The organism is Paenibacillus sp. FSL E2-0190 (genome assembly GCF_037992965.1).
Lineage (GTDB): Bacteria > Bacillota > Bacilli > Paenibacillales > Paenibacillaceae > Paenibacillus_AQ > Paenibacillus_AQ odorifer.
In genome coordinates this window covers 5,603,615-5,629,706 of record NZ_CP150306.1, presented here as the reverse complement: position 1 = coordinate 5,629,706, position 26,092 = coordinate 5,603,615, and the positions used below count along the sequence as shown (strand labels likewise).

At 47.3% G+C, this 26,092-nt stretch carries 18 protein-coding genes and 1 other annotated feature; of the genes, 17 read left to right on the top strand and 1 reads right to left on the bottom strand.

All coding sequences use genetic code 11. The features are described 5' to 3' along the window. From NST25_RS24790 to NST25_RS24715, 16 genes are all read left to right on the top strand, one after another. Window positions 1–630, top strand: a complete 630-nt coding sequence (locus NST25_RS24790; RefSeq protein ID WP_340392685.1) for a YdcF family protein — start codon at window positions 1–3, stop codon at window positions 628–630. Window positions 631–1,373: 743 nt separating this feature from the next. Then, a complete protein-coding gene (gene hemA, locus NST25_RS24785) occupies window positions 1,374–2,771 on the top strand; it encodes a glutamyl-tRNA reductase (protein ID WP_076186087.1) in 1,398 nt (465 codons plus the stop codon). Window positions 2,772–2,776: 5 nt separating this feature from the next. Continuing rightward, a complete protein-coding gene (ccsA, locus tag NST25_RS24780) occupies window positions 2,777–3,604 on the top strand; it encodes a cytochrome c biogenesis protein CcsA (RefSeq protein ID WP_036685126.1) in 828 nt (275 codons plus the stop codon). Between the two features lie 5 nt (window positions 3,605–3,609). Continuing rightward, a complete protein-coding gene (locus NST25_RS24775; RefSeq protein WP_340392684.1) occupies window positions 3,610–4,257 on the top strand; it encodes an NAD(P)-dependent oxidoreductase in 648 nt (215 codons plus the stop codon). Window positions 4,258–5,009: 752 nt separating this feature from the next. Next, window positions 5,010–5,963, top strand: coding sequence for a hydroxymethylbilane synthase (hemC, locus tag NST25_RS24770; RefSeq protein WP_076129403.1), 954 nt, complete (start codon window positions 5,010–5,012; stop codon window positions 5,961–5,963). 5 nt (window positions 5,964–5,968) lie between these two features. After that, window positions 5,969–7,516: a uroporphyrinogen-III C-methyltransferase gene (cobA, locus tag NST25_RS24765; protein WP_340392683.1), complete on the top strand. Its 1,548-nt coding sequence runs from the start codon at window positions 5,969–5,971 to the stop codon at window positions 7,514–7,516. An 849-nt stretch (window positions 7,517–8,365) separates the two neighbouring features. Further along, window positions 8,366–9,364, top strand: a complete 999-nt coding sequence (gene hemB, locus NST25_RS24760) for a porphobilinogen synthase (RefSeq protein WP_076129402.1) — start codon at window positions 8,366–8,368, stop codon at window positions 9,362–9,364. A 97-nt stretch (window positions 9,365–9,461) separates the two neighbouring features. Then, the gene (gene hemL / locus NST25_RS24755; protein ID WP_340394464.1) at window positions 9,462–10,748 is read left to right on the top strand and encodes a glutamate-1-semialdehyde 2,1-aminomutase; all 1,287 of its coding nucleotides are present in this window, start codon (window positions 9,462–9,464) and stop codon (window positions 10,746–10,748) included. Continuing rightward, the gene (locus NST25_RS24750) at window positions 10,745–11,680 is read left to right on the top strand and encodes an RluA family pseudouridine synthase (RefSeq protein ID WP_340392682.1); all 936 of its coding nucleotides are present in this window, start codon (window positions 10,745–10,747) and stop codon (window positions 11,678–11,680) included. Before hemL ends, NST25_RS24750 begins: the two co-directional genes overlap by 4 nt. A 331-nt stretch (window positions 11,681–12,011) precedes the next feature. Continuing rightward, a complete protein-coding gene (locus NST25_RS24745; protein ID WP_248549651.1) occupies window positions 12,012–13,379 on the top strand; it encodes a LysM peptidoglycan-binding domain-containing protein in 1,368 nt (455 codons plus the stop codon). A gap of 194 nt (window positions 13,380–13,573) precedes the next feature. After that, window positions 13,574–13,857: a binding site (T-box leader), on the top strand. Window positions 13,858–13,960: 103 nt separating this feature from the next. Continuing rightward, window positions 13,961–16,660: a valine--tRNA ligase gene (locus tag NST25_RS24740; protein WP_076297113.1), complete on the top strand. Its 2,700-nt coding sequence runs from the start codon at window positions 13,961–13,963 to the stop codon at window positions 16,658–16,660. Window positions 16,661–16,665: 5 nt separating this feature from the next. Continuing rightward, complete coding sequence (locus NST25_RS24735) at window positions 16,666–18,042, top strand: folylpolyglutamate synthase/dihydrofolate synthase family protein (protein ID WP_076129399.1); 1,377 nt, start codon at window positions 16,666–16,668, stop codon at window positions 18,040–18,042. Between the two features lie 6 nt (window positions 18,043–18,048). Continuing rightward, a complete protein-coding gene (gene murC, locus NST25_RS24730) occupies window positions 18,049–19,425 on the top strand; it encodes a UDP-N-acetylmuramate--L-alanine ligase (protein WP_036685137.1) in 1,377 nt (458 codons plus the stop codon). Window positions 19,426–19,634: 209 nt separating this feature from the next. Beyond that, a complete protein-coding gene (locus tag NST25_RS24725; RefSeq protein WP_076129397.1) occupies window positions 19,635–20,801 on the top strand; it encodes a GGDEF domain-containing protein in 1,167 nt (388 codons plus the stop codon). 33 nt (window positions 20,802–20,834) lie between these two features. Next, a complete protein-coding gene (locus NST25_RS24720; protein ID WP_076280013.1) occupies window positions 20,835–21,992 on the top strand; it encodes a GGDEF domain-containing protein in 1,158 nt (385 codons plus the stop codon). A 337-nt stretch (window positions 21,993–22,329) separates the two neighbouring features. Then, on the top strand, window positions 22,330–23,517 hold the full coding sequence (locus NST25_RS24715) for a glycosyltransferase (RefSeq protein WP_340392681.1): 1,188 nt from the start codon (window positions 22,330–22,332) through the stop codon (window positions 23,515–23,517). A 92-nt stretch (window positions 23,518–23,609) separates the two neighbouring features. Here the strand turns inward: NST25_RS24715 and NST25_RS24710 are convergent, their stop codons facing one another. Next, complete coding sequence (locus NST25_RS24710) at window positions 23,610–24,596, bottom strand: diaminopimelate dehydrogenase (protein ID WP_038573038.1); 987 nt, start codon at window positions 24,594–24,596, stop codon at window positions 23,610–23,612. A 216-nt stretch (window positions 24,597–24,812) separates the two neighbouring features. Here NST25_RS24710 and NST25_RS24705 point away from each other — a divergent pair, with 216 nt between their 5' ends. Continuing rightward, on the top strand, window positions 24,813–26,051 hold the full coding sequence (locus tag NST25_RS24705; protein WP_076194477.1) for an SPOR domain-containing protein: 1,239 nt from the start codon (window positions 24,813–24,815) through the stop codon (window positions 26,049–26,051). Window positions 26,052–26,092: the final 41 nt, after the last annotated feature.

Genomic DNA, 26,092 nt, shown 5'->3' with positions numbered 1-26,092 from the left:
ATGAAAAAAATAAATTTATGTAAGGTACTAAGAACTTTACTTATCAGAATTGTTTTTTTATTACTTTTAATATTTTTTTTCACCGCTGGAAGTTTTCTTTCTCAAGACCAATCTCCCAAACAATCAGATGTGATCATCGTCCTAAGCGGAGGCCAAGGTCGTGTGGAAAAGGCAGCTGAGTTATATAAAGCAGGCTATGCTCCTTATGTAATTCTTTCCAATGCTAAAGAGTTAACGAGTAAATCGGGTGACATGGTCCAGACCGCCCTAGCTTTAGGCATACCCCAGGACGTTATTTATACCGAGAACGCGGCGGATAGCACTTATCAGAATGCCGAGCACACTCTTCCTATAATGAAGGAATACGGTTTTAAATCTGCGATTGTTGTTTCCTCTGACTTTCACATGCGGAGGGTGAAATTTTTTTTTGGTCGTGTGTACAAAAAATCGGAAATTGAGCTGACGTATGTGGGTTCAGCATCAGGATATAACGCTAAACGCTGGTGGAGTGACCGAAAGAGTAGAGAAACAACGTTCAACGAGTATGTAAAAATGATCGGCAACACCTTTGGTTACAATGGTCCGGAGGCAAAAAGTACTCTTGATCAGATTAAGAACTGGTTTCGCTAATCTGCTGTAGAATGTTCACTATAATCCGACAAAAACAGTTTTTTTCTTATCTTGGCTTAAGGCGCATTACGACAAACAATATTGTTTAATAGTTTTATACTTATAACTATATCAATATTATTCTCGTGGGAGAGACGCCAAATGCCTAATTACTATTTTAAAGAAATATGGACGCCTTTAAAATTAGTGAATATTCGTTTTTATCTGGATGATGAAAATCGTGTTTGGGTTAAAGTTTGGTCTAAGCATCGGGCACTTCTGAACTACATTCGCTAAAGGCGAAATGAGCAATGGATATGCTAACGTCATGCCTATTGGGAAAACCTTCTCTTTTGGCTCACCAGTTATCTTCACATTTTGTAAAAGGTGTGGAGAAGTAGCGTCGATAAAAGTTAAGAAACCTGAGAAGTTTTAAGTCACTGAGCAGTGACTTATTTTTTTGGAGAACGGAATTTTTGACGATTTTAAGAACTAGTAGGCCCTAATGTTTCCTTTTTGCTATCACAACCTTATAAATTAGCTAAAAATAACTCATCCTAACCGTAGCGAACCTACGGTTTTTTATTTATAATAATTATTATCTGGATTTCATAAAGCGTTCAAAAAATCTGTAAAAAGTCTTATTTTCGTGTGATATACTTAACACAGTGTTTTGAGATGTTGTGAAAGTGAACGGTATGTAAGATATTAATTTATATAATTGGATTTCAGCAACTTATAGAGACTAGGATGGTGAACTATCGATGCACATCGTCGTCGTTGGCCTGAATTATCGTACGGCTCCCGTGGAGGTTCGGGAACAGTTTGCTTTTGCGGAAAGTGATCTTCCGGCAGCGCTCCATCAACTGATGAAGACGAAGGGTGTGCTAGAAGGGGTCTTAGTAGCTACCTGCAACCGTACGGAAATTTATGTGGTGATGGACCGCCTTCATATGGCTGGTTATTTCATCCGCGGCTTTATGGAGCAATGGTTTGGTGTGAAAAGCGAGCAATTTGCTCAGCATATGTATATTTATGAAGACGAACAGGCGATTGCGCATTTGTTCCGCGTGACTTGCGGCCTGGATTCCATGGTGATTGGGGAGACGCAGATCCTGGGACAGGTGCGGAGTTCTTTTCTCACAGCTCAGGCTGAGGGTGTAACTGGAACTTGGTTCAATCGGTTGTTCAAGCAAGCGGTGACGCTGGGCAAAAGAGCACATAGTGAAACGTCAATCGGCGAGAGCGCAGTATCGGTCAGTTATGCGGCTGTGGAGCTGGGCAAGCGGATTTTTGGCATGTTCACTGGGAAAAAAGTGCTGATTCTCGGCGCCGGCAAAATGAGCGAGCTTACCGTGAAGCATCTATACAGTAGTGGTGCGGCAGAAGTGATTGTCGCTAACCGTACGCTGTCGCGTGCGATTGAATTGGCGGAGAAGTTCTCGGGTAAGCCGAGCACGATTGAAGATGCGTTAACAACTCTAAATGAAGTAGATATCGTGATCAGCTCGACAGGAGCAGACGGGTATGTGCTTACGGCTGATAAGGTAGCGCATGCTATGAAACGCCGCCCTTCGCGGCCGCTTTTTATGATTGATATTGCTGTACCACGTGATATTGATCCTGCGGCGGCAAATGTGCCGGATGTTTTTTTGTATGATATTGACGATCTGGAGGGCATTGTGGAGAACAATCTGGAAATGCGCCGAAGTGAAGCTGCGAAGATTGAAGTGATGATCAGCGAGGAAATGGATGAGTTCCAGCTGTGGCTCAAGACGCTTGGGGTAAGACCGGTGATCCGGGCGCTTCAGGATAAATCGAATACGATTCATGAAGAAACGATGGAGAGTCTGTTCAACAAGCTGCCCGAGCTGGACGAGCATCAGCGGAAAGTAATCCGCCGCCTGACTAAAAGTATCGTGAACCAGATGATGCATGATCCGATCAATGTAATTAAAGAGCTGTCCGGCGGTAAGCAGGGGAATGAAGCTCTTGATTATTTTTCCAAAATCTTTGCGTTGCAGGAACAGCTCAAATCCGATTCAGATGATGGAGACATTGCCTCGGTGAAGCAGTCTAGTTCTGGAGAACGTACGGCTGGCAGCGCTGATTTCTCTGTGCCTAAAACGGCGCTTGCTCCGGCAGGCTTGCTGGGTGGGTGAATAATATGCAACTGCTGAACGGAATATATGACGCCGCTCTGCTGGTCTATGCCCTGAGCCTGCTGTTTGTTTTCTCGGATTGCCTTAAAAGGAGTCCGGGTGGGAAGCGGTTAGGCACGGGGCTTCTTGTTGTTGTGGGTCTTTTGCAAGTTGCAGGACTTGGAATTCGTTTCTCTCAGGAGAAAGGCCTGCCTATTTTTACACCTTATGATTTCTTGTTTTGGTTTGCGTTTAGTATTGTGCTGACTTCGCTTGCGGTGGCTTTTACACGTGGTGGCGAGTTTACGATTTTGCTGCTCAGTATGGCTGGGTTTAGTGTTTTTTTGCTTAATCGGGTGTGGCTGACGGCGGGTGGGCATACGCTTGAGACTTGGAGTGCGGTGTATGGCTGGCTGACGATGCATGTGATTTTGGCAAATATGAGTTTTGCAGCACTGACGTTAGGAACGGTTTTTGCAATATTGTACTTGTTCCTGCACACCAGACTCAAAAGCAAGAAATGGAGCGACCGGATCCGTCGTTTGCCGAACCTGGAGACTACAGATAAATACTCTTACACCGCTATTTTGGTGGGCACTCCTTTGCTGGGAATATCGCTGGTGGTGGCGGGTTTATCTATAGTATCTGAGGGACGGACGCTTTTATTGAAGGATTTAAAAGTATTAACGACTCTTATCGGTCTTGGGATTTACATATTTTATATTATCTTTAAGAAGTCCGGGCGGAAAAGTGGAGTAAGTATGGCTCGCTGGGCGATTTTAGGATATGCTTTTATTATCTTGAACTTTCTGTTGAATTCTTGGTCTGATTTTCACGGTTGGAGCGGGGAGTGAAGGGCATGACGCGTTATTTACCCATAATGCTGGATTGTGAAGGGCAGCACTGTGTGGTTATTGGCGGTGGTGTCGTGGCTGAACGTAAGGTGAGCGGGCTGTTGGAAGCTGGAGCGGCGGTTAAGGTGATTAGTCCTTCTTTGACAGATCCGCTTGATTCTCTAGCTGAAAAAGGTCTCCTGATCTGGATGGACCGTACTTATGCTCCCGGAGATCTCCGTGGGGCCTTTCTCGTATATGCAGCCACTAACGATAGGGCGGTTAATGAAGAGGTTGCGCGGGAGTCTAGACGGCTTGGAATTCATGTGAATGTGGCCAGCCATGCGGAAGCGGGAAACTTTATCACGCCCGGAGTGGTTCGGAGGGGACGTTTGACGGTAGCTGTATCTACTTCGGGTGCTGGCCCGCTTGCGGCAACGAAGATCAAAAATGTGCTTGAAAAAGCGCTGGATGCGACGTATGAACCATATTTGGATTTTGTGCATGCCATGCGTACCCGGATTAAGGAAAAAGAACCTTCTGCTGAAGTTCGTGGAAGGCTTTTGCGGAAGCTAGGCGCGCTGGATGTGTTGAACGAGATGAGTAAGGGTACCTTCATAGCGTGGAGTCCGGAGGATATGGACGCTTGGATTGCTCAGCAACGGGTGGAGTAAAAGTGCGCGTGGACACTGTAAAGATTAGAAAATTGGGTTAGATTAAGATATGAAGTGGATGAGCGGTTTTGAGTAACATGATATATGGCTGATTTGGCTCGTAGTAGCTTAGATGGTGGAATGTACGGTATAAATACTGTTGAATTGAGCTTAAGTAGCTGAGATGGTGGAATGTACGGTATAAATACTGTTGAATTGAGCTTAAGTAGCTGAGATGGTGAAATGTACGGTATAAATCCCGTTGAATTGAGCTTAAGTAGCTTGGATGGCGGAATGTACGGTATAAATCCCGTTGAATTGGGATGGAGTAGCTTAGAGGGTGGAATGTACGGTATAAATCCCGTTGAATTGAGCTTAAGTAGCTGAGATGGTGGAATGTACGGTATAAATACTGTTGAATTGGGCTTAAGTAGCAGAGATGGCGGAATGTACGGTACAAATCCCGTTGAATTGGGCTTAAGTAGCTGAGATGGGGGAATGTACGGTATAAATGCTGTTGAATTGGACTTAAGTAGCTGAGATGGCGGAATGTACGGTAACAATGCCCTCTAAATGAGCAACAGCCGTCGAAGGAGTTAAATGAAAGGCAAAAATGCCTCAAATTTGGTGAGATCATCCGAAGTAGCGAATTCAAGGGCAATAATGCCTTTTTTAGAGTGAGAGTAGTTAATTGGTTAGTTTGGGTTTGGATTTCTAGTGCAAGGTTCTGCGGTGAAGAGTAAGAGGCGAACGTTACCAGGAGGAATGGATAAATGCGTAAGGTTATAGTGGGGAGTAGACAGAGCGCGCTTGCGTTGACGCAAACGGGACATGTGATTGCTGATCTGGAGCGACTTAGCGAGGAGCATGGTTTTGGTTTTACTTTTGAAGTGAAAAAGATCGTCACCAAAGGTGACCGCATTCTTGACGTTACTTTATCGAAGGTAGGCGGCAAAGGGTTGTTCGTGAAAGAAATCGAGCAAGCGATGCTGGAAAAAGAAATCGACATGGCGGTGCACAGCATGAAGGATATGCCATCCGAGTTACCGGATGGGTTGATCAATGGTGCTGTGCCGAAGCGTGTCGATCCGCGTGATGTTTTGATCTCTAACGGAGGCGTCTCGCTAGACGAGCTGCCTCAGGGTGCACGCGTAGGCACAAGCAGCCTACGCCGATCCAGCCAGCTCGCTGCGCTGCGGCCTGATCTGGTCATTGAGCCCGTGCGCGGCAACATTGACTCGCGGCTGCGCAAGCTGGAGAGCGGCGAATACGACGCAATCCTGCTGGCAGCGGCGGGGCTGTCGCGCATGGGTTGGCAGGATCGCGTGAGCGCCTACCTGCCGCCGGAGGTTTGCCTGCCCGCTGTAGGGCAGGGCGCACTCGGCATCGAGTGCCGCGCAGATGACGCTGACCTGCGGAAGCTGCTGGCATTATACAACGACGCCGATACGGCATTAACGGTAGCGGCGGAGCGCACGTTCCTTGGCGTGCTGAATGGCGGCTGCCAAGTGCCGATTGGTGCTCATGCGGTGCTTGACACAGCCGCCAAAGCTGCTACCGCTGAGCACAAAGTAATCTCGTTAACGGGGATGGTGGGAACACCGGACGGTTCAACGATTTTGAAAGAAACTTGCACGGGGATTGACCCGGTACAGCTCGGCGAAGAAGTCGCTAAAAAGCTGATTGCAAGAGGAGCGGAGAAGATACTGTCAGACGTTAGGGGATGAGTGGATTGACGGGGAAGGTTTATTTGGTAGGTGCAGGTCCCGGGGACGCAAAGCTGATTACTGTGAAAGGCCTCGAGTGTATCCAAAAAAGCGACGTACTGGTGTATGATCGCTTGGCAAGTCCTAGATTGCTGAAATGCATGAAACCCGGCGGGGAGAAGATTTATGTAGGCAAGCTGCCGGATCGCCACACGATGAAGCAGGAAGAGATTAATCAATTGTTAGTTGATTTGGCTTTACAGGGGAAAACAGTGGTGCGGCTTAAGGGTGGGGACCCTACGATTTTTGGCCGGGTGGGTGAAGAAGCGGAGCTGCTGCGCAAAAATGGGATCTATTACGAAATCGTACCGGGCATCACGTCAGCGATCAGTGTACCTGCCTATGCGGGTATACCTGTTACGCACCGCGATCATGCCTCTTCCCTGTCGATTATCACCGGGCATGAAAGTCCGGATAAACTGGATCATTCCATTCATTGGGATAAAGTAACGAACGCCACGGGAACGTTAGTGTTTCTAATGGGCGTAGCTAAAATAGGTTACATCAGCGCTCAGCTGATCAAGCACGGGCGGCCGCCAGAAACACCAGTGGCACTTGTGCGCTGGGGCACCCGCGCGGATCAGGAGACGCTGACGGGAACCCTCGCCGATATTGAGGCGAAGGTGAAGGCGGCGGATTTTCAGCCGCCGGCAGTCATCGTCGTCGGCGACGTGGTGCTGCAGCGTGAGCAGCTGAAGTGGGTCGAGGCGATGCCGTTATTCGGCAAACGCATCGTGGTGACACGGGCTCGCAGCCAAGCAAGCGAGCTGGTGGATAGAATTGAAGAACTCGGCGGGGAACCCTACGAGTTCCCGGTGATCGAGACGATCATGCCGGAAGGGGCAGAGAAGAAGGCGAAGATTGCAGCGGCGTTTGGCGCGCTGGAATCGTACGACTGGGTATTCTTCACTAGCCCGAACGGCGTGGAGTTTTTTTGGCGCCACTTGGCGGAGCTGGGGGCGGACATTCGCGGGCTACACCGCGCGCGTATTGCAGCGGTGGGGCCAGGCACAGCCGCCGCGCTGGCGCAGCGCGGGGTGATTGCTGAAGAACTTCCGGCAAAGTTTCAGGCGGAAGGTCTGATTGAGACGTTCGGTCCCCAGCTGCTGCCGGGGCAGAACGTGCTATTGCCGCGCGGCGATCTGGCGCGGGACTGGCTGCCGGACAAGCTGAGAGAGCTTGGCATTCAGGTGACAGACGTGGATACTTATGAAACGGTTGTCACTGGTGAGGATGACGACGAGCTGCTGAAGCTGCTAGAGGAAGGTCGCGTTCACGCGGTAACCTTCACCAGCTCGTCAACCGTGCGTAATTTCATACACATCCTGAAACGGATGGGGCTTGAAGATCCGCTCCCGCTGCTTGCAAATGTGAAAATCGCCTGCATCGGCCCGTTAACGGAGCAGACTGCGGTAGACGCGGGACTGACACCGGGACTCTTGCCTGAAGAGGCAACCATAGATAGTTTGGTGCAGGAGCTCTGCCGCTGGAATGCGGAGACTCAGCTGCAGTAGCGCTCGGATCGAGGATAGAACGAAGCAATAGTTTACTGGTGAGCTTAACTTACGTAGCTTGCTTTCTGGTGGGAAGGTAAAAGCTGATTACTCCGCGGGGAGAGTAGTAGCTGTTCTACGGAGAAAGGCAGTGCCTGCTTAGAAATATAGCGCTCAGCTTATAATTAGTTACATTACAGGCTAGAGTTTTGTTCGTGGTTACTAAATAGTTCGTGGTTACATGTGAGTTGGTAGTTATTAAATAGTTCGTAGGTACATGTGAGTTTAGAGTTTGTTCATAGTTACTAAATAGTTCGTGGTTACATGTGAGTTGGTAGTTATTAATGAGTTCGCGGTTACTTTTACTAACTAACATTTGTTGGTTTACTCGCCGTTATATCTACGCTCAAAAGTGCCACATCGCTACCTTCAAGTAACATATAAATTGAACTCCGAACGTAGTGACTTATGGAGTCCGGAGGATAATATTTGGTTGTAAACTAACTGGTATGTAGAGAATATGCAGTAGGTTAATGTGAGCAGATCTGCTTGAGGTTTAGGTTTAGTTGTACTTTATACAATTAAATTTCCTATATATCAGCTAAAGCCGAGTTTAGTTGCAGTATGTGCAATTAAATATCCGCTAAATGAGGAATCTTCGCACTTTTGTAATAAATAACTGTAGAGAATGCAACTAAAGCTTACAATTAGGACAAAACATCGAGATAGTTGCACAAACTACAACTATACGCAGTTAGCCTGTGGTCGGCGGTTTGGTTGTAGCTAATTTAGACTTGGCTGCGGCTAGTTGTAGTTTGCTGCCAGACACATAATTTGGTTTTATATTTTATTTTTCAGGAGGATGAACAAATGAGCTTTCCAATTACACGTCACCGCCGTTTGCGCGGCTCTGCTGGAATTCGTGGCATGGTGCGGGAGACGATACTGAATGTGCTGGATATGGTACAGCCTATTTTTGTGACTTATGGAACAGGTGTGAAGAATGAGATTAGCTCGATGCCGGGTGTGTATCATTTTTCGCTGGATACGTTAAAAGCAGAAGTGGACGAGATTGCCGCACTAGGCATCCCGGCTGTATTGTTGTTCGGGATTCCTGAGACGAAGGATGCTATCGGTTCTTCCGGTTTTGCAGAGGATGGAATTGTGCAAGAGGCTACTCGCTTGATCAAGCAGTGGTACCCAGAGCTGTTGGTCGTTGCAGATACCTGCCTTTGTGAATTTACGGATCACGGACATTGTGGAATGGTGCATACGCATACGGTGAATGGTGTGGTCCATGGCGATGTTATCAACGATGCCTCGCTGGAGCTTTTGACTCGTACGGCGGTATCCCAAGCAAAAGCTGGAGCAGATATTATCGCCCCTTCCAACATGATGGATGGATTTGTTCACGCAATTCGTGCGGGACTTGATGAGAACGGCTTTGAGCATGTGCCGATTATGTCGTATTCGGTCAAATATGCTTCGGCATTTTATGGCCCTTTCCGCGAAGCAGCGGATTCAGCACCACAGTTCGGGAATCGCAAAACGTATCAAATGGACCCTGCCAATCTGCGCGAAGCACTCCGTGAAGCAGAATCTGATGTGCTGGAAGGCGCGGATATGTTAATGGTGAAGCCGGCTCTGGCTTACCTAGATGTGATTCGTACGATTCGTGATCAGTTTGATCTTCCTTTGGTGGCTTACAATGTGAGTGGAGAATATTCCATGGTAAAAGCAGCGGCATTGCAAGGCTGGATCGACGAGCAAGCCGTTGTGCTGGAAATGCTGACGGGCATGAAACGTGCTGGTGCGGACATTATTATTACTTATTTTGCAAAAGATGCAGCCCGCTGGCTGCGCGGCTAATCTTCATCACACCGACATCGCGGCAGCTAATATATGTTTGTACAAGCTTGTGTAACCAAGAAGAGAATAGGAGTGAAGATACATGAGTAATGTGCCAATGGCGCGTAAAGAGGAAGCGTCCCGGAAGGCTTTTGCTGAAGCAAAACAATATATTCCCGGCGGGGTGAACAGCCCTGTACGGGCGTTTAAATCCGTAGGTCTGACTCCGATTTATGTGGATCATGGGATAGGTTCGCGTATTTTTGATATCGACGGCAACAGCTTTATCGACTATGTGCTCTCATGGGGTCCGCTGATTATGGGTCATGCGCATTCCGAGGTTGTGAAGGCATTGCAGGAGACGGCGATAAAAGGGACAAGCTTTGGCGCTCCAACGCTACTGGAAACGGAAATGGCAAAAACCGTTGTTGAACGAGTGGCATCTGTAGATATCGTACGCATGGTTAACTCTGGAACGGAAGCTACGATGAGCGCGATTCGTTTGGCACGTGGTTACACTGGACGCAGCAAAATCTTGAAATTCGAAGGCTCCTACCACGGTCACGCCGATAGTCTGCTTATTAAGGCTGGCTCTGGTGTAGCTACATTGGGCTTGCCGGATAGCCCGGGTGTCCCAGAAGGCGTTGCAATGAATACCATTACGGTTCCTTACAATGATTTGGAGTCCACTCAGATTGCTTTCGAACGTTTTGGCAATGAGATTGCCGCAGTGATCGTAGAGCCGATTGCCGGCAACATGGGCGTTGTTCCACCGCTTCCAGGCTTCCTGGAAGGGCTTCGTAAATTAACTTCCGACAATGGTTCGCTGCTTATTTTTGATGAGGTTATGACAGGCTTCCGTGTTAATCGTGGTTGTGCTCAAGGCTTGTTCGGGATTACTCCGGATATTACTTGTTTTGGCAAAGTTATCGGCGGCGGACTTCCAGTGGGTGCTTATGGCGGCAAAAGAGAGATCATGGAGCAAATCGCTCCTACTGGACCGATTTATCAGGCGGGCACACTTAGTGGTAATCCATTAGCGATGGCAGCCGGATATACTACGCTCAAGCTGTTGACCCCGGAAGTATATGATCGTCTGGAGCAATTGGGTGCACGTCTGGAAGCGGGTTTGAAAAAGAATTCAATTGAGACTGGCATTCCGCTCACTATCAACCGGGTGGGATCGATGGTTTGTCCGTTCTTCACTGAAGGACCTGTAATCAATTTTGAAACGGCTAAGTCCAGTGACACGGATCTTTTCCGTCGTTATTTTGGTCATATGGTAAACCAAGGCATCAGTGTGCCACCTTCACAGTTTGAGGGGATGTTCATATCGGCTGCACATAGTGAGCAAGATATTGATGATACCATTGAGGGCCATTATAATGCCCTGAAGGCCCTTTGAGCATCGGAGCCGGAGAAAGAACCGGTGGTGGCGCTTGGACCCGGCGTGGAGAGTGGCTGGAGGTAACACCCGGCAAAATCATTACTGGAGCCGAGGATACGCAGTCAACGATTGACAAGTGGCTGTTAGAAACTGTAGGCATGCCCGAGAAACTTCATCTGCGGTTACGCCGCGAGGGAGGCATTCAGTGGAAAGGCGACCGGCTTCGGCTGGCGCTTTTTCCCGATCGTGAAGCGGGGCTTGAACCGATATGGGAAGAGCTTGAGGTGCTGTATGAGGATGATTTTTGCCTGGTAGCTCATAAACCAGCTGGGCTGGCGGTACATCCCGATGGCAGTGGAACAGGTGTAACTCTGGATCACCTCGTAGCTGCGCATTATATCACTTCCGGCGAAAATGTGGCTGTGCGCCATATTCACCGCTTGGACAAAGATACAACGGGTCCGGTGATGTATGCGAAAAATGAGTTCGCACAGTTAGTCCTGGACGAGAATATGCGTGAAAAAAGCATCTCGCGGCACTACGCCGCGATCGTTGAAGGCATCGTGCCGCCTGCGCTTAAGGTGATCGATGCCCCGATTGGGCGCGATCGGCATCACGCTGCGCGCAGACGGGTCTCGCCCGGCGGACAATCTGCCGTGACGCGAATCATCCAGCGCGAGGCACTGCATGGCGGAAGCCTGGTGCATGTGCAGCTGGAGACTGGACGGACGCATCAGATTCGCGTTCATCTCAGCCATATGGGTCATCCCTTGTATGGGGATGAACTATATGGCGGTCCGGTTTGGGCTTCCAGCGCTGCCGGCCGCCATGCCCTGCATGGCGAGGCATTGTCCTTCCGCCATCCTTGGAGCGGAGAACAGCTGGAAGTCAGCGATCCGTGGCCGGAGGATATGCTGCAGCTGCGAGAGCTGCTGTCTGAAGCACCCTGACAGATACGTAAGTGGCTAAGGAACAGTAGAATCAGCAAAAGCTGGTTCTGCTGTTCTTTTTCTATTTTTTCAGAAAAAAAACATCTATCCATGTCTTATTAATAAAAGCAGCATATAATACTTTGTTCTTACGAAGTAGTGCATCTATCAGCAGGCTGAAGGTTTGGTGAGCTCTTAAATTCATGAAATTTATTAGCATCCTGTCCGGTTAGTACTACCAAAGTTGTCATGCCTCTCTGTTTGAAGCATATACATGTGGGGAGTAACATTTTGGGCTTATGCTCTGGGCCTGTCTCAGGGTTAGATTATGCCAAGAAGGAGGACATATCCCGTGTTTGATCAGTCCCACGGCTTGCGGTTTGATATTTACGAACGCATTCACCTTTCGGAAGAGCTTCCGGGAATAGCTGAGCTGGAGGAGGTTGAACTACTTCCGGAAATTCAGGTGATTCAGCGGGAGGATCGTGCCGAGTTATATGGTCAGCTGTTGCTTACCGGGCTTTACCGGAGTGAAGATGACCGAACACAACGTCTGGAGCATGCCATTCCCGTGGAAATCACTGTTCCGCTTACACGCGTCAGCTCGATTGAAGATATTGGGGTAGAGATTGAGAATTTTGATATCGATCTGCTCACGATGCGCACTGTGAATATAACAGGCGTATTATCGCTGCGGGGGATCGGTGGTGCGGACCCTCAACCTCAACCAGCCTGGCAGCAAGAGGAGTATACAGTCGCCTATTCTCCTGTGAATGATGACAGGGTAGAAGCTACTGCGGAGCTACAAGAACAGGAAAATGATGCACTTTATGAAAATTCACAGTGGACCTTTGGTGAGGATGCCTCACAGGTTGCTGTAGAAGAACATGAGCATGCCGAAGCGAATGAACAGGAAGCAGAAGAATCATTAGTCTCAAGTGGAGCCGCTCATACGTCCCCTGTAGTCAATTTCTCATCCGGTCAGGAGAAGGACAAGGGAGCTAAAGCACGGACACATAGTCTGGAGTCCCAAGTTGAGGATGCTAAAGCGGGTTTATCCGATTACTGGTTTAAAGCCGAGGCCCAGAACAAAGAGGTTGAGGTGTCTCAGCTGAATCAAGCAAGCTATGTGAGCGAAGAGAACCAACAGTCGGCAGAGGAATATTTTACTCCTAGAGAGACCGCTGTTCTAGCCGTTAGTGCAGATGCAATTCAGGATATCCCTGTGTTCGCTTCTGAAAATGAGGCTAATAATGAGCTTCCTAAGCAAGAAGAGAATACTGCGCCGATTAATGAGAATGCGAACGAAGTTTTTGTTTCACAAGAGAGTGTGGCTTCTCATGAGGAGAAACAAGATCTTAAGATCGCCTTGGGCAGTAAAAAAGAAGCAGAAATTCCGGAAAAAGAACATCTCACCTTCTCTTCTTTACTAAGCTCCAGTCGTGTCCGTAAAGAGCAGGAAGCTCTGCAGTCGGAAGGAAATACATCTGCAGCAGTGGACGTTCCAGAGGTTGGCAATAATACGGAATGGAAGAGCAGATTCATTGCCAGCGCGGATGGAGCTAACATGTTCCGCAAAGTTCGGCTGTGTATTGTGCAGCGTGAAGAAACACTGGATACCATAGCAGAGAAGTATCAGCTAAGTGCGCGGGAGCTGGTAATGTATAATCGCTTATCCGGGCAGAGTGTAGAGGAAGGCCAAGTGTTGTACATCCCGTAATCGAATCGTGATGCGTACACACATGAATAGGTGAATCCCGATCAGGTATTAGGATCGGGATTTTTGCTGTTTCATTGTTGGAAGGGATGCTTCAGAAGAAATAAGTCGAAATTCAGCCTAAAGTCCCGCTGCAAAGGCGTATCCAGGTTGACTAGGGGGGGCTCAAAATGTATTATGGAGTAAGCAATATCTAAGTAAAGACTGGGAACGGGAAGAGTAGGCGGTCAGCCCTTCAGAGAGCGGAATTGCAAGTGCTGTGACATTCCGTAGGAAACAGCCCCCGAAGTCGCCCCGGAGTCGCCCTTCTGAGCTTATCTTCATACCTGTGAAGGATAAGTTAGGTTGTGGCCGGTAGCAGCCGTTATCTGTACGAGTGTCGCGCTAAGCTTCTGAATCCGTAGGGTAAGAAGTGTAGTTTTATTTTTCATTGGCGCGAAACAAAGGTGGTACCGCGAAAGAATGACCTTTCGTCCTTTGAGACGAGGGGTCTTTTTGTTTTTTTCAGAGACCTGTGCGCTCTATACAGCAACTTTACTAACAACTATAAGCAACTACAAGTAAACTAGTGGAGGTATCAGAGAATGGCTGACCAAAACCATCTAACAGCGGCAGATGCTGCTGCTACGAATGAATCTAAAAACGAGATGCCAACAACGTATGATCCGAAGGCAGCAGAACAGAAATGGTATTCCTACTGGACAGAGGGCGGATATTTCCGTGCAGGCCAGCGTCCGGATGCTCAGGCCTATAGCATTGTGATCCCGCCGCCAAACGTAACGGGAATGCTGCACATCGGGCATGCGCTCGATTTCACATTACAGGATATCCTGATTCGTACTAAACGGATGCAGGGCTTCGATACGCTTTGGTTGCCAGGTACGGACCACGCAGGTATTGCAACACAAACGAAGGTAGAGCAGAAGCTGCGCGAGCAGGGGATTTCCAGACATGACCTCGGACGTGAGAAGTTCCTGGAGCAGGTGTGGGATTGGAAAGACAAATACGCGAACACCATTCATGAGCAGTGGGCAAAAATGGGACTTTCCCTTGACTACTCCCGCGAGCGTTTTACCCTCGATGAGGGTTTGTCGAAGGGAGTTCGCGAGGTATTTGTTAAGCTTTATAATAAAGGCTTGATCTATCGCGGTAAACGTATCATCAACTGGGACCCGGCGGCTCGTACGGCGTTGTCGGATATCGAGGTTGAATATAAGGAAGTTAACGGTCATCTGTACCACCTGCGTTACCCCCTTAAAGATGGCAGCGGACATATCACTGTAGCGACCACACGTCCGGAGACGATGTTGGGTGATACGGCAGTTGCTGTTCATCCTGAGGATGATCGTTATAAAGATCTGATTGGTAAAACGCTGATCCTGCCGATTATCGGCCGGGAGATTCCAATTATCGCTGACGAGTATGTAGATAAAGAGTTTGGCAGCGGTGCGGTTAAGATCACGCCAGCTCATGATCCAAATGACTTCGAGGTAGGTCAACGGCACAATTTGCCGCAGATCAACGTAATGGATGAGAGCGGTACGATGAACGAAGAAGCAGGACCTTACCAAGGTCAAGACCGGAGTGAATGCCGTAAGGCCATCACGGCGGATCTGAAGGAGCAAGGCGTTCTGATCTCTATTGAAGATCATGTGCATCAAGTTGGACACAGTGAACGTTCAGGAGCGGTTGTTGAGCCTTACCTGTCCACACAATGGTTCGTGAAGATGCAGCCGCTCGCCGAAGCTGCCATCAATGCACAGAAGGATGGTAATGGGGTTAACTTTGTACCTGAACGGTTCGAGAGAACCTACCTGAACTGGATTGAAAACGTACGCGACTGGTGTATTTCCCGTCAGCTTTGGTGGGGACATCGTATTCCGGCTTGGTATTCTGAATCTACCGGTGAGCTGGTTGTGGCGAATGACGAGGAAGAAGCGCGCCGGATCAGCGGCTTAACCGACCTGAAACAGGACGAGGATGTGCTGGATACTTGGTTTAGCTCCAACCTCTGGCCGTTTGCAACCCTAGGCTGGCCGAATGAAGACAGTGCAGATTTCAAACGTTACTATCCGAACGATGTGCTTGTAACAGGCTACGATATTATTTATTTCTGGGTAGCGCGGATGATCTTCTCGGCACTGGAATTCACCGGAGAGAAACCATTCTCGGACGTATTGATGCATGGTTTGGTACGGGATGCTGAAGGACAAAAAATGTCCAAATCACTCGGCAACGGTGTAGATCCGCTTGAGGTTATCGAGAAGTATGGCGCAGATGCTATGCGTTATATGATTTCTACCGGCAGCACAGCGGGTCAGGATTTACGCTTCCGCTGGGAAAAGGTAGAGCAGGCGCGTAATTTCGCTAATAAGATCTGGAATGCGTCACGCTTCGCCCTCATGAATCTTGAAGGAGTTAGCTTCGAGAATATTGACATTACTGGTGAGCTAACTACGGCTGACCGTTGGATTTTACACCGCCTGAACGAAACTTCTCGTGAAATTACGCGTCTAATTGACTCGTACGAGTTCGGCGAGACCGGCCGCCAGCTGTACAACTTCATTTGGGACGATTTGTGTGACTGGTATATTGAGTTCGCGAAGCTGTCGCTTTACGGAACGGATGCCGCAGCCAAAGCGAAGACACAGTCCGTACTTGCTTATGTACTCGACCGCACGATGCGCTTGATCCATCCGTTTATGCCGTTTATTTCGGAGGAAATCTGGCAGCATCTGCCGCATGAAGGAGAGACAATTACTTTGGCTGCTTGGCCTGAGTATGATGCTGCTCTGGAGAACCCGCAAGCGGTAGCGGAAATGAACCTGCTGATGGATGTAATCCGGGCAGTTCGTAATATCCGTGCTGAAGTAAATGTACCGATGAGCAAAAAGGTTGATTTGATTATTAAAGCGAGCAATGAGGAAACGCTGAGCATCATTACTCGTAACGACAACTACATCGGACGTTTCTGCAATACCTCTTCTTTCGAAGCTGGCCTGAATCCGGAAACGCCAGACAAGGTAATGTCCGCTGTAGTAACGGGAGCGGAACTGCTTCTGCCTTTGTCGGGGCTGATTGATATTGAACAAGAAATCGCTCGTCTGGAAAAAGAAGTGCAGACGCTGAACAGCGAAGTAGAACGCGTAGAGAAAAAATTGAGCAATCAGGGCTTCGTGGCCAAAGCTCCCGCAAAAGTTATCGAAGAGGAGCAGGCGAAGCAGGCGGATTATTCCGCCAAACGTGAGAAAGTACTTGCCCGCATAGCAGAGCTGAGAGGATAAGAGACATGGATGACCTAAATCGGGGCGGGAGCACCGCCCCTCTTGCGACATATACCGAAGCGGTTAACTGGATCAAGGGCCTGATTCCTTTTGGAATCCGGCCAGGTTTAGACAGAATTGAGATGTTGATGGACAAGCTGGGAAACCCGCACCGTCGGCTGAAATTTATTCATGTGGCGGGTACGAACGGCAAAGGCTCCACCTGTGCTTTTTTGACAAGCGCACTTTTGCAAAGCGGCTATTCCGTCGGCACCTTCACGTCTCCGTATATTACGAAGTTCACGAACAGGTTCCAATATAATAATACGGACATTCCTGAAGAAACTCTTCTTGAGCTAGTGAATACCCTTCGTCCTTTGGTAGATGAGATTGCAGAAACGGAATTTGGCTCACCAACGATGTTTGAGGTAACTACAGCTGTGGCCATTCTATTTTTTGCGGGTGTTTCTTGTCCGGATGTTGTCGTATGGGAGACTGGGCTTGGGGGAAGGCTGGATGTAACGAACATCGTTACTCCGATCGTGTCGGTGATTACAAATGTCGGCCATGACCATATGGATATTCTGGGAGATACGCTTGAGAAGGTTGCAATGGAGAAAGCCGGGATTATCAAACCCGGTGTACCAGTTGTTAGCTGCGTAAATCAACCGGAAGTCGTGGCTGTACTCAAGGAGAAAGCGGCGGCTTGCCGCTCTACTCTTTATCTTGCCGGAGAAGATTTTAGCTATGAAGCTACTGGAATCCATGGGGATGTGCAGACCTTTAACTTTAAGGGTCCCTTCCGTTCGCTTGAACTTGGGATTGTGATGAAAGGCGAACACCAGATTAGCAATGCGGCGGGAGCCATGATGGTTCTTGAAGTTTTGCGCCAGTATATGGCGTTCATGCTAGAGGATGAAGATGTTCTGGAAGGATTGCGTCATGCATTTTGGGCTGGAAGGCTGGAAGAGGTAAGTAAATCTCCGAGGATCGTACTGGATGGAGCACATAATCCGGAAGGCGCGGAGAGCCTTGCCAAAAGCCTGCCACAGCTCTATAAATACGGTAAATTAAATTTACTTATGGGAATGATGGCAAATAAGCATCATGAATCCTACTTTAAGCATATACTGCCTATAGTGGATACGCTCATCCTGACCGAACCGGATTTCCAGAACAAAATGGACGCGGAGCATCTGCAGGTTATCGCAGAAAGTCTGCGGGATAAATATGCCAAGGAAAACTTGGTAATCATAGTAGAACATAATTGGGGAAAAGCGCTGCAACAACTGAAGTCGATTACAGCGGAGGATGACCTTGCCGTCGTATCTGGTACGCTGTATTTGATTTCTGACGTGCGCGGTACACTTTTGCAGCAACCCGATACTGAAAAAGGCTGGTGACGACTGTTGGATACTACTGAACGTGTGCATTTTATAGGGATCGGCGGCTACGGTATGAGCGCGATTGCCCGAGTAATGCTAGAAATGGGATATACGGTTACGGGCTCCGATGTGGCTGCCCAAGAATTGACGGATAAATTGATTGCTAAAGGTGCCAAGATTTATATTGGGCATACAGCAGAACAAGTAAAAGGTGCGGATCTGGTCGTGTACTCTACGGCTTTGTCCAGCGATAATGTGGAATGGGTGGAAGCAGAGCGTCTTAAGATTCCAATTCTGCACCGCTCACAAATGTTAGCCCGTTTATTGAACGAACGTAAAGGGGTAGCTGTTGCCGGAGCGCATGGTAAAACAACTACATCCTCTATGATCGCACTTGTAATGGAAGAGTGTGAAGTTGATCCTACGTATATTATCGGCGGAGAGATTATGAACGTCGGTACGAATGCAAAGGCAGGACAAGGCGATTATGTAGTGGCGGAAGCGGATGAGAGTGATGGCTCTTTCTTGCACTATCACCCTTGGCTTGGAATTGTCACGAATGTGGAAGCAGATCACTTGGAGAATTACGGCGGAGATTTTAACCGTCTCAAGGCTGCTTATGTACAGTTTATGAACCAGACCCGTGAAGACGGCACTGCGATTGTGTGTGCAGATGACGAGAACGTGATTTCTTTATTGCCTGAAGTGTCAGGTAAGGTGATTACTTACGGCATCAAGTCGAAGACTGCAGATTATATTGCCACAGACATCGTTCTTGGCGACCGTCAGGTTTCGTATACGATGAACCATAATGGCGTAGTATTGGGACAAATTGAACTATCCGTGCCAGGCCAGTACAATCTGTATAATTCAATGGCTGCGGTTATCGCTTGTTTGAAGTCAGGAATCTCTTTTGAAAAAATCGCTGAAGCGATCGTGAAATTCCATGGTGCGAAGCGCCGTTTTCAAGTGCTCGGAGAAGTCGATGACATTCTGGTCATCGATGATTATGCGCATCACCCAACTGAAATTCAGGCGACAATCAGTGCTGCTAAGGCAACGGGGAAACGGATTATTGCCGTATTCCAGCCTCAGCGGTATACACGTACGTTCTTCCTGCTAGATGCCTTCAGCCGCGCCTTTAGCGAAGCAGATGAGGTGATCATCACCGACATCTACTCTCCGGCAGGTGAGAAGCAGATTGAGGGGGTTACATCTGCGAAGCTGGTTGAGCTTATTGTGCAGAACAGTAACGCTGGTGCAAGACATCTGCCAACCAAAGAAGATGTGCTTGCTGATCTGAAACCTCGTATTGCCCCAGGTGACCTAGTGATTACGATGGGCGCAGGCGATATCTGGAAGGTTGGATACGCATTGGCGGACGGCTTGAAGAAGCGTTAATACAAACACAGGCCTACACGAGAATATTCATATTCTCTTGACCATAGCACTTCCCCCCGAGCTCCGTGCAGGGGGAAGTGCTTTTTTGTATACTTAAGCGGTGTATGTACATTCTAAAAAATGAAATAAATAGGGTATTTGCTGAACCAGCCATTGAGTGCTATAGTGCTGTCAGTAGAGGATCAATTTTTCCGTGTAGGTGGTGACTCATGGACTCCCAGCTTGATATCAAAACGTTAGTGTATTTATTTATTTTTGGAAATCTATTTATATTGCTGCTGATAACCAATTACCGGAGGAGCGCTCCTAAAGACAGGGCATCCACCTTATTCATACGCTCCAAGGCGGTGCAGCTGCTCTTCTGGTGTTCATTATTATTATGGGGTCATATCCCCCGCGCTTTATCCATTCCACTTAGCAACGCTTTGATTCTTTTAGGCTGCTGTCTGGAGATTATTGCTTTATTGCTGATGATGGGAATCCTTGGTCAGCGGATAAAGTTGTATTACATAACGCTTTCCATACTTAGTTCGATTACTTTTAGTATTGTTGCGATCTTCTTTCATCATTCCAGCTGGCGCATAGCCTGTACCTCATTATGGTCAATACTGTTTATTGTCTATCCAGCTTACCACCTCACGGTGAACCCCAAAGGCACCCCTCTTCAGAAGATACTCGGAATATTGTTTTACGCTTTTGCAGGGATTATGCTGCTCCGCGCGATTGTTGCATTGATCTGGGAGCCAGAGATGAACGTGTTCACAACTAATCTTTCGCAGTATTTATATTACCTGGGGATGTATTTATTGTTGATTGTGGGAGCCGCAGGCTTTATTCTACTTTCTAACGAGCATTCCTTTGTAAAACTGAAACGAATCGCTAGCTACGATGATCTGACTGGAATCCTTAACCGTGGAGCATTTCTTGAGGAAGCTGAGGTTCGGCTTGAGAAGGCAGTTGCTGAGCAAGAGTACTTTTCGTTTATGCTGCTGGATTTGGATCATTTCAAAGAAATCAATGATACATACGGCCATGATACCGGCGATGTTGTTCTGGAAGAATTCGCATTGACGATTAAGGACAACCTCGAAAACAGCGATTTATTTGGCAGGCTGGGCGGCGAGGAATTTGCAGTTATCCTTTGCGGGCTGGATGAAGCTAGCTGTGACCGGAAAGCTGAAGTGTTACGAAAGGCAGTAATGAAGACGCCTACACAAAAACTTTTACAAGGCTATACAGTTAGTATAGGTGTAATTACAATCATACCGGATCAGGAGATTTGGATAAATAAGCTGTACAAGCTGAGCGATAAAGCGTTATACCAAGCCAAACAAGAAGGAAGAAACCGAGTGGTCAGATACAATTATATTTATTGAGCTTAGAGAATACAGGGGGTGAAATTCACTAACATGCATCTGGATCTCAAGACACTGCTGGTCTGCCTCTTTATGTGGCAATCCTTTACGGTATTGCTTATTGTCGTCTATCGTTTGCGTTACGCGCAGGAACGGACTTCTACCTTGTTTGTCACGGCAAAATATTTGCAGCTGGCAGCTTTAATTCTCCTTTTGCTGAATGATTTCACAGACTCACGACTTCCCATTCCAATCAGTATGCTGCTTGCTTTAGCTGGAGGTACGCTGGAAAGCTTAGCGCTTCTGATGCTTCTCAGAGTTTTTGGGAGTAGGATTGAACGATATTACACGATCCTGTTCGGAGTATCCATTGTCATCGTAGTGCTACTGCATATAATTATGCCAGATGAGCGGTTGGTTATGGCTGCAACTTGTCTATTTGGGATTATGATCTTAGCGTTGCCAGCTTATATATTAGCTGTGAAGATTAGAGAGACCTCTCTCCAGCGAACCATAGGATTGTTGTACTTTGTTGTAATTTTAGCGCTGGTTAGCAAGGGACTTGAACCGTTTTATTCGATGTTAGGATGGAATGCACAGACCTCTCACTGGCTGCAGATATTTTTTTATCTGGGGATTTATTTGCTTATGTTCTTAGGAACTGCAGGAATCATGCTGCTTTATAGGGAGGATTCCTTTACAGAATTGGAACGGGTGGCCACTTATGATGTGTTGACAGGTATTTTGAATCGCAGATCCTTTGTACAGCGCGCCCGGCCTTTAATAGCTGCCTCAGCAATGAAGAAGCTGCCGTATTCTTTTTTACTGCTGGATGTGGATCACTTTAAACGCATAAACGATACCTACGGCCACAATACCGGCGACCACGTTCTAAAAGATCTGGCTCATAAAATAAAACAGCAGCTTGGCAATGGTGATCTGTTCGGAAGATTCGGTGGTGAGGAGTTCACTGTGCTGCTGCATAGAGCCGATGAACAAAACAGTGATATGATTGCAGAGCGGATGCGCACAGCGGTTACAGGGGCGGTCATTCATGGTGTGCCCTTGCATTACACGATAAGTGTTGGCATCATCACGGTGGATTCAGGTGAACGATACGCATTGAACACTCTTTACAAACTTAGTGACACTGCATTGTATCAGGCTAAGAAAAAGGGCCGGAACTGTGTAGTTAGAAGCTATGACAACTAAAGTGTCTTCCTTTCGACATTAAGCGAGGGAGATGCTTTTTTTGTATGCAAAGAGGCGTAGTACATATTACCTAAAGATTACGATTTCTATCCATAGAGCAATTCATGATTATGTATGGCGTAAAAAAAGGGGTTTTAGTCTATATTTTAGAAAATGTGGCGTTTTATAAGGGTAAATCGTGATAGAATTTTGGAAACTCAGAAAAAAACTTAAAAAATTTTAGACTTCTCCTATAAATCGACAAAACTTTTAATTGAAATGAGTTACTATTGAACTGCATCTAAAGTTTCAGTTAGTAGATGGGGGTTTTTATTACAAAATACAAGGAGCCAGAGTCATGCGAGAAAGAATGCTGTTCCTATCAGCCCAGAATCAAAGCGCAGAGGATCTAGAAGGAGAAATGAGAACAGGGAGTATTCTCGAGATTTTGCTTGGGAAATTTGATATAGATTTGCTGACGTACGGCAGTGCCAACCAAACCGTGTCTATAAATGAGCGGACGGCACTTACGGTTCATAACATTAATGAAGATTATACGACCTGGAGGCCAATGCTGCGCCCCTTACATAAACTGCGGAATTTCTCAAATTTAAGTCATATAGATAAAGATATGAAGAACACTATTTTGGAGCTTTGCCGTTCGAATAATTACAAGCATGTATTTATATCGCATGTCCTATTGGGTAAATGCATTGATATGGTGCGGAACTTGCTTCCAGAAGCCAGTGTGATCACAGATACCTATAGTTTTGCAAACGGAAGCGGAGGATCTGCCGGAGAGGCAGGAAAGTTAAGCAGGAAGAATCCATATAATAAACTCAATGCTGCATGGGATCGTAGGAATAAACGGCGATTAATGAATAAGACGGGACTACTTTTAGCAACCTCGGAATGGGATGCACTAGCGTTCAAATCTCTATCATTTGCCGATGCTCGTAAGGTTCATGTTGTCCCCCATTTCATCAAGATGAATGAGTATGAGACTTTTGCAGAGCCTGTGATTAAAGAAAATTCAATTGTGCTGCACTGGAATATGAATATGAGACTGGGAATAGATGCAGCCCGAGTATTCTTTAAAAAAACCTATCCCATGATTAAAGAACAAGTGCCTGATATCAAAAGTTACATTATCAGCTCAGAGGTTCACCCAGAGGTCATGACTTTGATTAAGGAAGATGAATCGGTCATAGTCACTGGACCAGTAAATTCCTCTACTGAATACATACGACGGTCTAAAGCTGTTCTGGTGCCTATCCTTGAAGGCTGCGAAGTTTCTAGAAATATACTGGAATCCTGGGCGCTAAAAACCCCGGTGGTTACTAGCTCAATCATGTGTGAGAAGCTGAATTGTGAGCATAACCGAAATATTTTGCTGGCTAATACCTCAGTTGAGGTTGTTGGAAGTGTACTGAATTTACTGAAAAATCCTGAGCTTGGCGCCATTATTGCGGATCGTGCGCATGAGACTTTGTTGAAGAATTACGAAATGAATCATGTTAAGAGTAAGATTCTTAGTCTTGTATAGAGGGTTGTCAGACATGATGCTTGCCGCTCTGGACAACAAATAACCCGCGAGGACCCTTAAAAGTCCTACGCGGGTTATTTGTTGACAGGATTTTAGAGTAAGTTGCGGCGCAGTTCTTCTGGTGATTTCGGAGACAACATTCCAAGTGGAATATCGAATACAGTACGCGCTCCACTTTGACCTTCTTGACTCATACGCTGAGCAGCTCTGGCATAAGCCACAAGCACACTAGCCGTAAATTCAGGATTGCTCTCCAGCTTCAGGCCAAATTCAACAATTTGTTTCGTGCCTTCTCCTGTTACCCCACTGCGAATAACAAACCCGCCGTGCGGAATACCGCTATGCTGAGCTGCCAGTTCTTCTTCAGTGATGAAAGTAACCGTAGTATCATAATCTGCAAAATAGTTCGGCATATTCACGATTTCTTCGCGAATGCGCTCTTGATCTGCACCAGCCTCAGCTACTACAAAACACTCTCTAAGATGTTTTTCACGAGTAGTAAGTTCTGGTGTTTCACCCGCACGGATGGCCTCGATAACCTCTTGTACTGGAACAGTATACTGTACGCCACCTTTAACGCCTTCTACTCTGCGAATGGCATCGGAGTGACCTTGGCTGACGCCTTTACCCCAGAAAGTATATTCTTTACCTTGTGGAAGAATAGCTTCAGCTAGCAGACGGTTCATGGAGAACAGGCCTGGATCCCAGCCCGTAGAAATTACGCTGAGTGTTCCGCCTTGTTTAGCTGCGGCATCAACGGTCGCAAAGAACTCAGGGATTTTGGCATGAGTGTCAAAGCTGTCCACGGTATTAAACATCCGGGCAATAGCTGGTGTCTGTTCTGGCAGATCGGTAGCCGATCCTCCGCACAGAATCATAACATCTACTTTTCCCTTATATTGTTCGACGGCAGAGATATGCTCGAATTTCACACCGGTTTCACCGGCTTCCAGTTGTCCAGGCTCTCTGCGCGTAAAGATCGCAACCAGCTCGATATCTTCACTTTGGTTAATAGCCTTACGTACACCTTTTCCTAAATTACCGTAGCCCACAATTGCTGCTTGAATTTTTTGTTTCAGAAAAAGCCCTCCTAAACTGTAATGAACTAAAATCCTATTTCTAGCTTAACTAGTATAGTGCACACTTTTAGCTCTTTTTATATAGTATATAAAAGTTACATGTAATGTAAACTGAATCCGTATAACTTTCATTATTCATTTGGCTATAAAAATAGCATATCTCTCTATTGTCTATCATATATTTCCATATAGATTAGATGAGGTGAGGTGTTACTGTTGAATAACGGAAGAATGACATTCCGATTTGACGTGAATAAGGACGAGCCTAAGCCAAAACCGCAGGTAGTGGAGCGCTGGTCCAGTGGCGGACTGGGTACAGCTGAAGAATATGCAGAGGAGTTGCGCAAGGAGGTCGGTCCAGCACAGCAGCATACTTGGGTGCAAGAACCTGATCTACGTTCTACGCGTGAGGCACCGCCGGAGGATGCTTACGACTATTACTCAGGAACTGTAGATCCACGCCAGCAAGAATGGGACGAACAGGATAGAGATTTCAGAAATACGCAGCAATCGTATCTGCTCTCAGATTTGGTACTAGATGACAGAGATAAATCAGCAGAGGTTTACACGGGAGGTTATGGGGGCTCATATCATACTCGTCGCCCATCGTATTGGTGGAAATTATCCCTGTCTGTGGTGGGGGCCATCGGCACAGGTCTACTGCTTGGGTATGCGGCGCTTTCCTTTTTTTATGGAGGAAACATGGATAGTAGTTCAGGAACCGGGATAACAGATACATTGGCTACTTCAGGGCAGACTTCCGGAGCTAATGATCCAGCAGGTGTAGGAACCTCGGGATTGCCGGTTACGGGCACAGATGATGCTGGCAAAAACAGTATTCCTGTTCAAGTGGCTGCGCAAAGCTACTACCTGCTGCAGTATGGCGTATTCAGTACGCCGGCAGGCGCGGAACAAGCTAGACAAGAGCTGTTGGACGCTGGCTTGGCTGCGGGCTTGGACCCTGCTGACGGAAATCGTGTATATGCCGGAATGTCCTCTGACCGTGAACAAGCTAAGCTGCTCAGCAGTGGACTGAAGAATCAAGGGATTGAGCTTTATGTAAGAGAGGTGGATCTTCCCGGAGTGGAACGATTAGGATTTGCCGGAAATGCGGAGGCTGTGAATAGTTATTTTGCGGTGAGTGGACAGTTGCTCAGTGAACTAAGCAGTCAATCCGCTTCTTTACTCAGTGGCGGACAAACGGATGCGGCAGCTAATACCTCAGCTGTGAGTGATCTTCATCTCCAATGGAGTGAAGCTGTTAAAGCTCTGGAGCAAGGCATAACGCCTGAAGCCAAAAGCATTTGCGCAGCGCTAGAGAAATCTATGAGCCAAGGAATTTCAGCACTGAGTGAATATAACAAGAACAAGGCGCAAGCCCTGCTTTGGGAAGTGCAGGAATCCATGCTGAGCTTCTTGACCAGCCAAAAACAGCTGCTGTCTGCTATGAATTGAATGCTTGGATTGCGGATTCAAAATAACAACAAGTCTCCGGG

Bases quoted from the DNA above. Each gene is read 5' to 3' on its own strand.
- hemB (WP_076129402.1), top strand. From the start codon at position 8,366: ATGAGCTTTCCAATTACACGTCACCGCCGTTTGCGCGGCTCTGCTGGA.
- NST25_RS24775 (WP_340392684.1), top strand. From the start codon at position 3,610: ATGACGCGTTATTTACCCATAATGCTGGATTGTGAAGGGCAGCACTGT.
- NST25_RS24715 (WP_340392681.1), top strand. From the start codon at position 22,330: ATGCGAGAAAGAATGCTGTTCCTATCAGCCCAGAATCAAAGCGCAGAG.
- NST25_RS24740 (WP_076297113.1), top strand. From the start codon at position 13,961: ATGGCTGACCAAAACCATCTAACAGCGGCAGATGCTGCTGCTACGAAT.
- hemA (WP_076186087.1), top strand. From the start codon at position 1,374: ATGCACATCGTCGTCGTTGGCCTGAATTATCGTACGGCTCCCGTGGAG.
- NST25_RS24720 (WP_076280013.1), top strand. From the start codon at position 20,835: ATGCATCTGGATCTCAAGACACTGCTGGTCTGCCTCTTTATGTGGCAA.
- NST25_RS24725 (WP_076129397.1), top strand. From the start codon at position 19,635: ATGGACTCCCAGCTTGATATCAAAACGTTAGTGTATTTATTTATTTTT.
- hemL (WP_340394464.1), top strand. From the start codon at position 9,462: ATGGCGCGTAAAGAGGAAGCGTCCCGGAAGGCTTTTGCTGAAGCAAAA.
- NST25_RS24735 (WP_076129399.1), top strand. From the start codon at position 16,666: ATGGATGACCTAAATCGGGGCGGGAGCACCGCCCCTCTTGCGACATAT.
- ccsA (WP_036685126.1), top strand. From the start codon at position 2,777: ATGCAACTGCTGAACGGAATATATGACGCCGCTCTGCTGGTCTATGCC.
- NST25_RS24790 (WP_340392685.1), top strand. From the start codon at position 1: ATGAAAAAAATAAATTTATGTAAGGTACTAAGAACTTTACTTATCAGA.
- hemC (WP_076129403.1), top strand. From the start codon at position 5,010: ATGCGTAAGGTTATAGTGGGGAGTAGACAGAGCGCGCTTGCGTTGACG.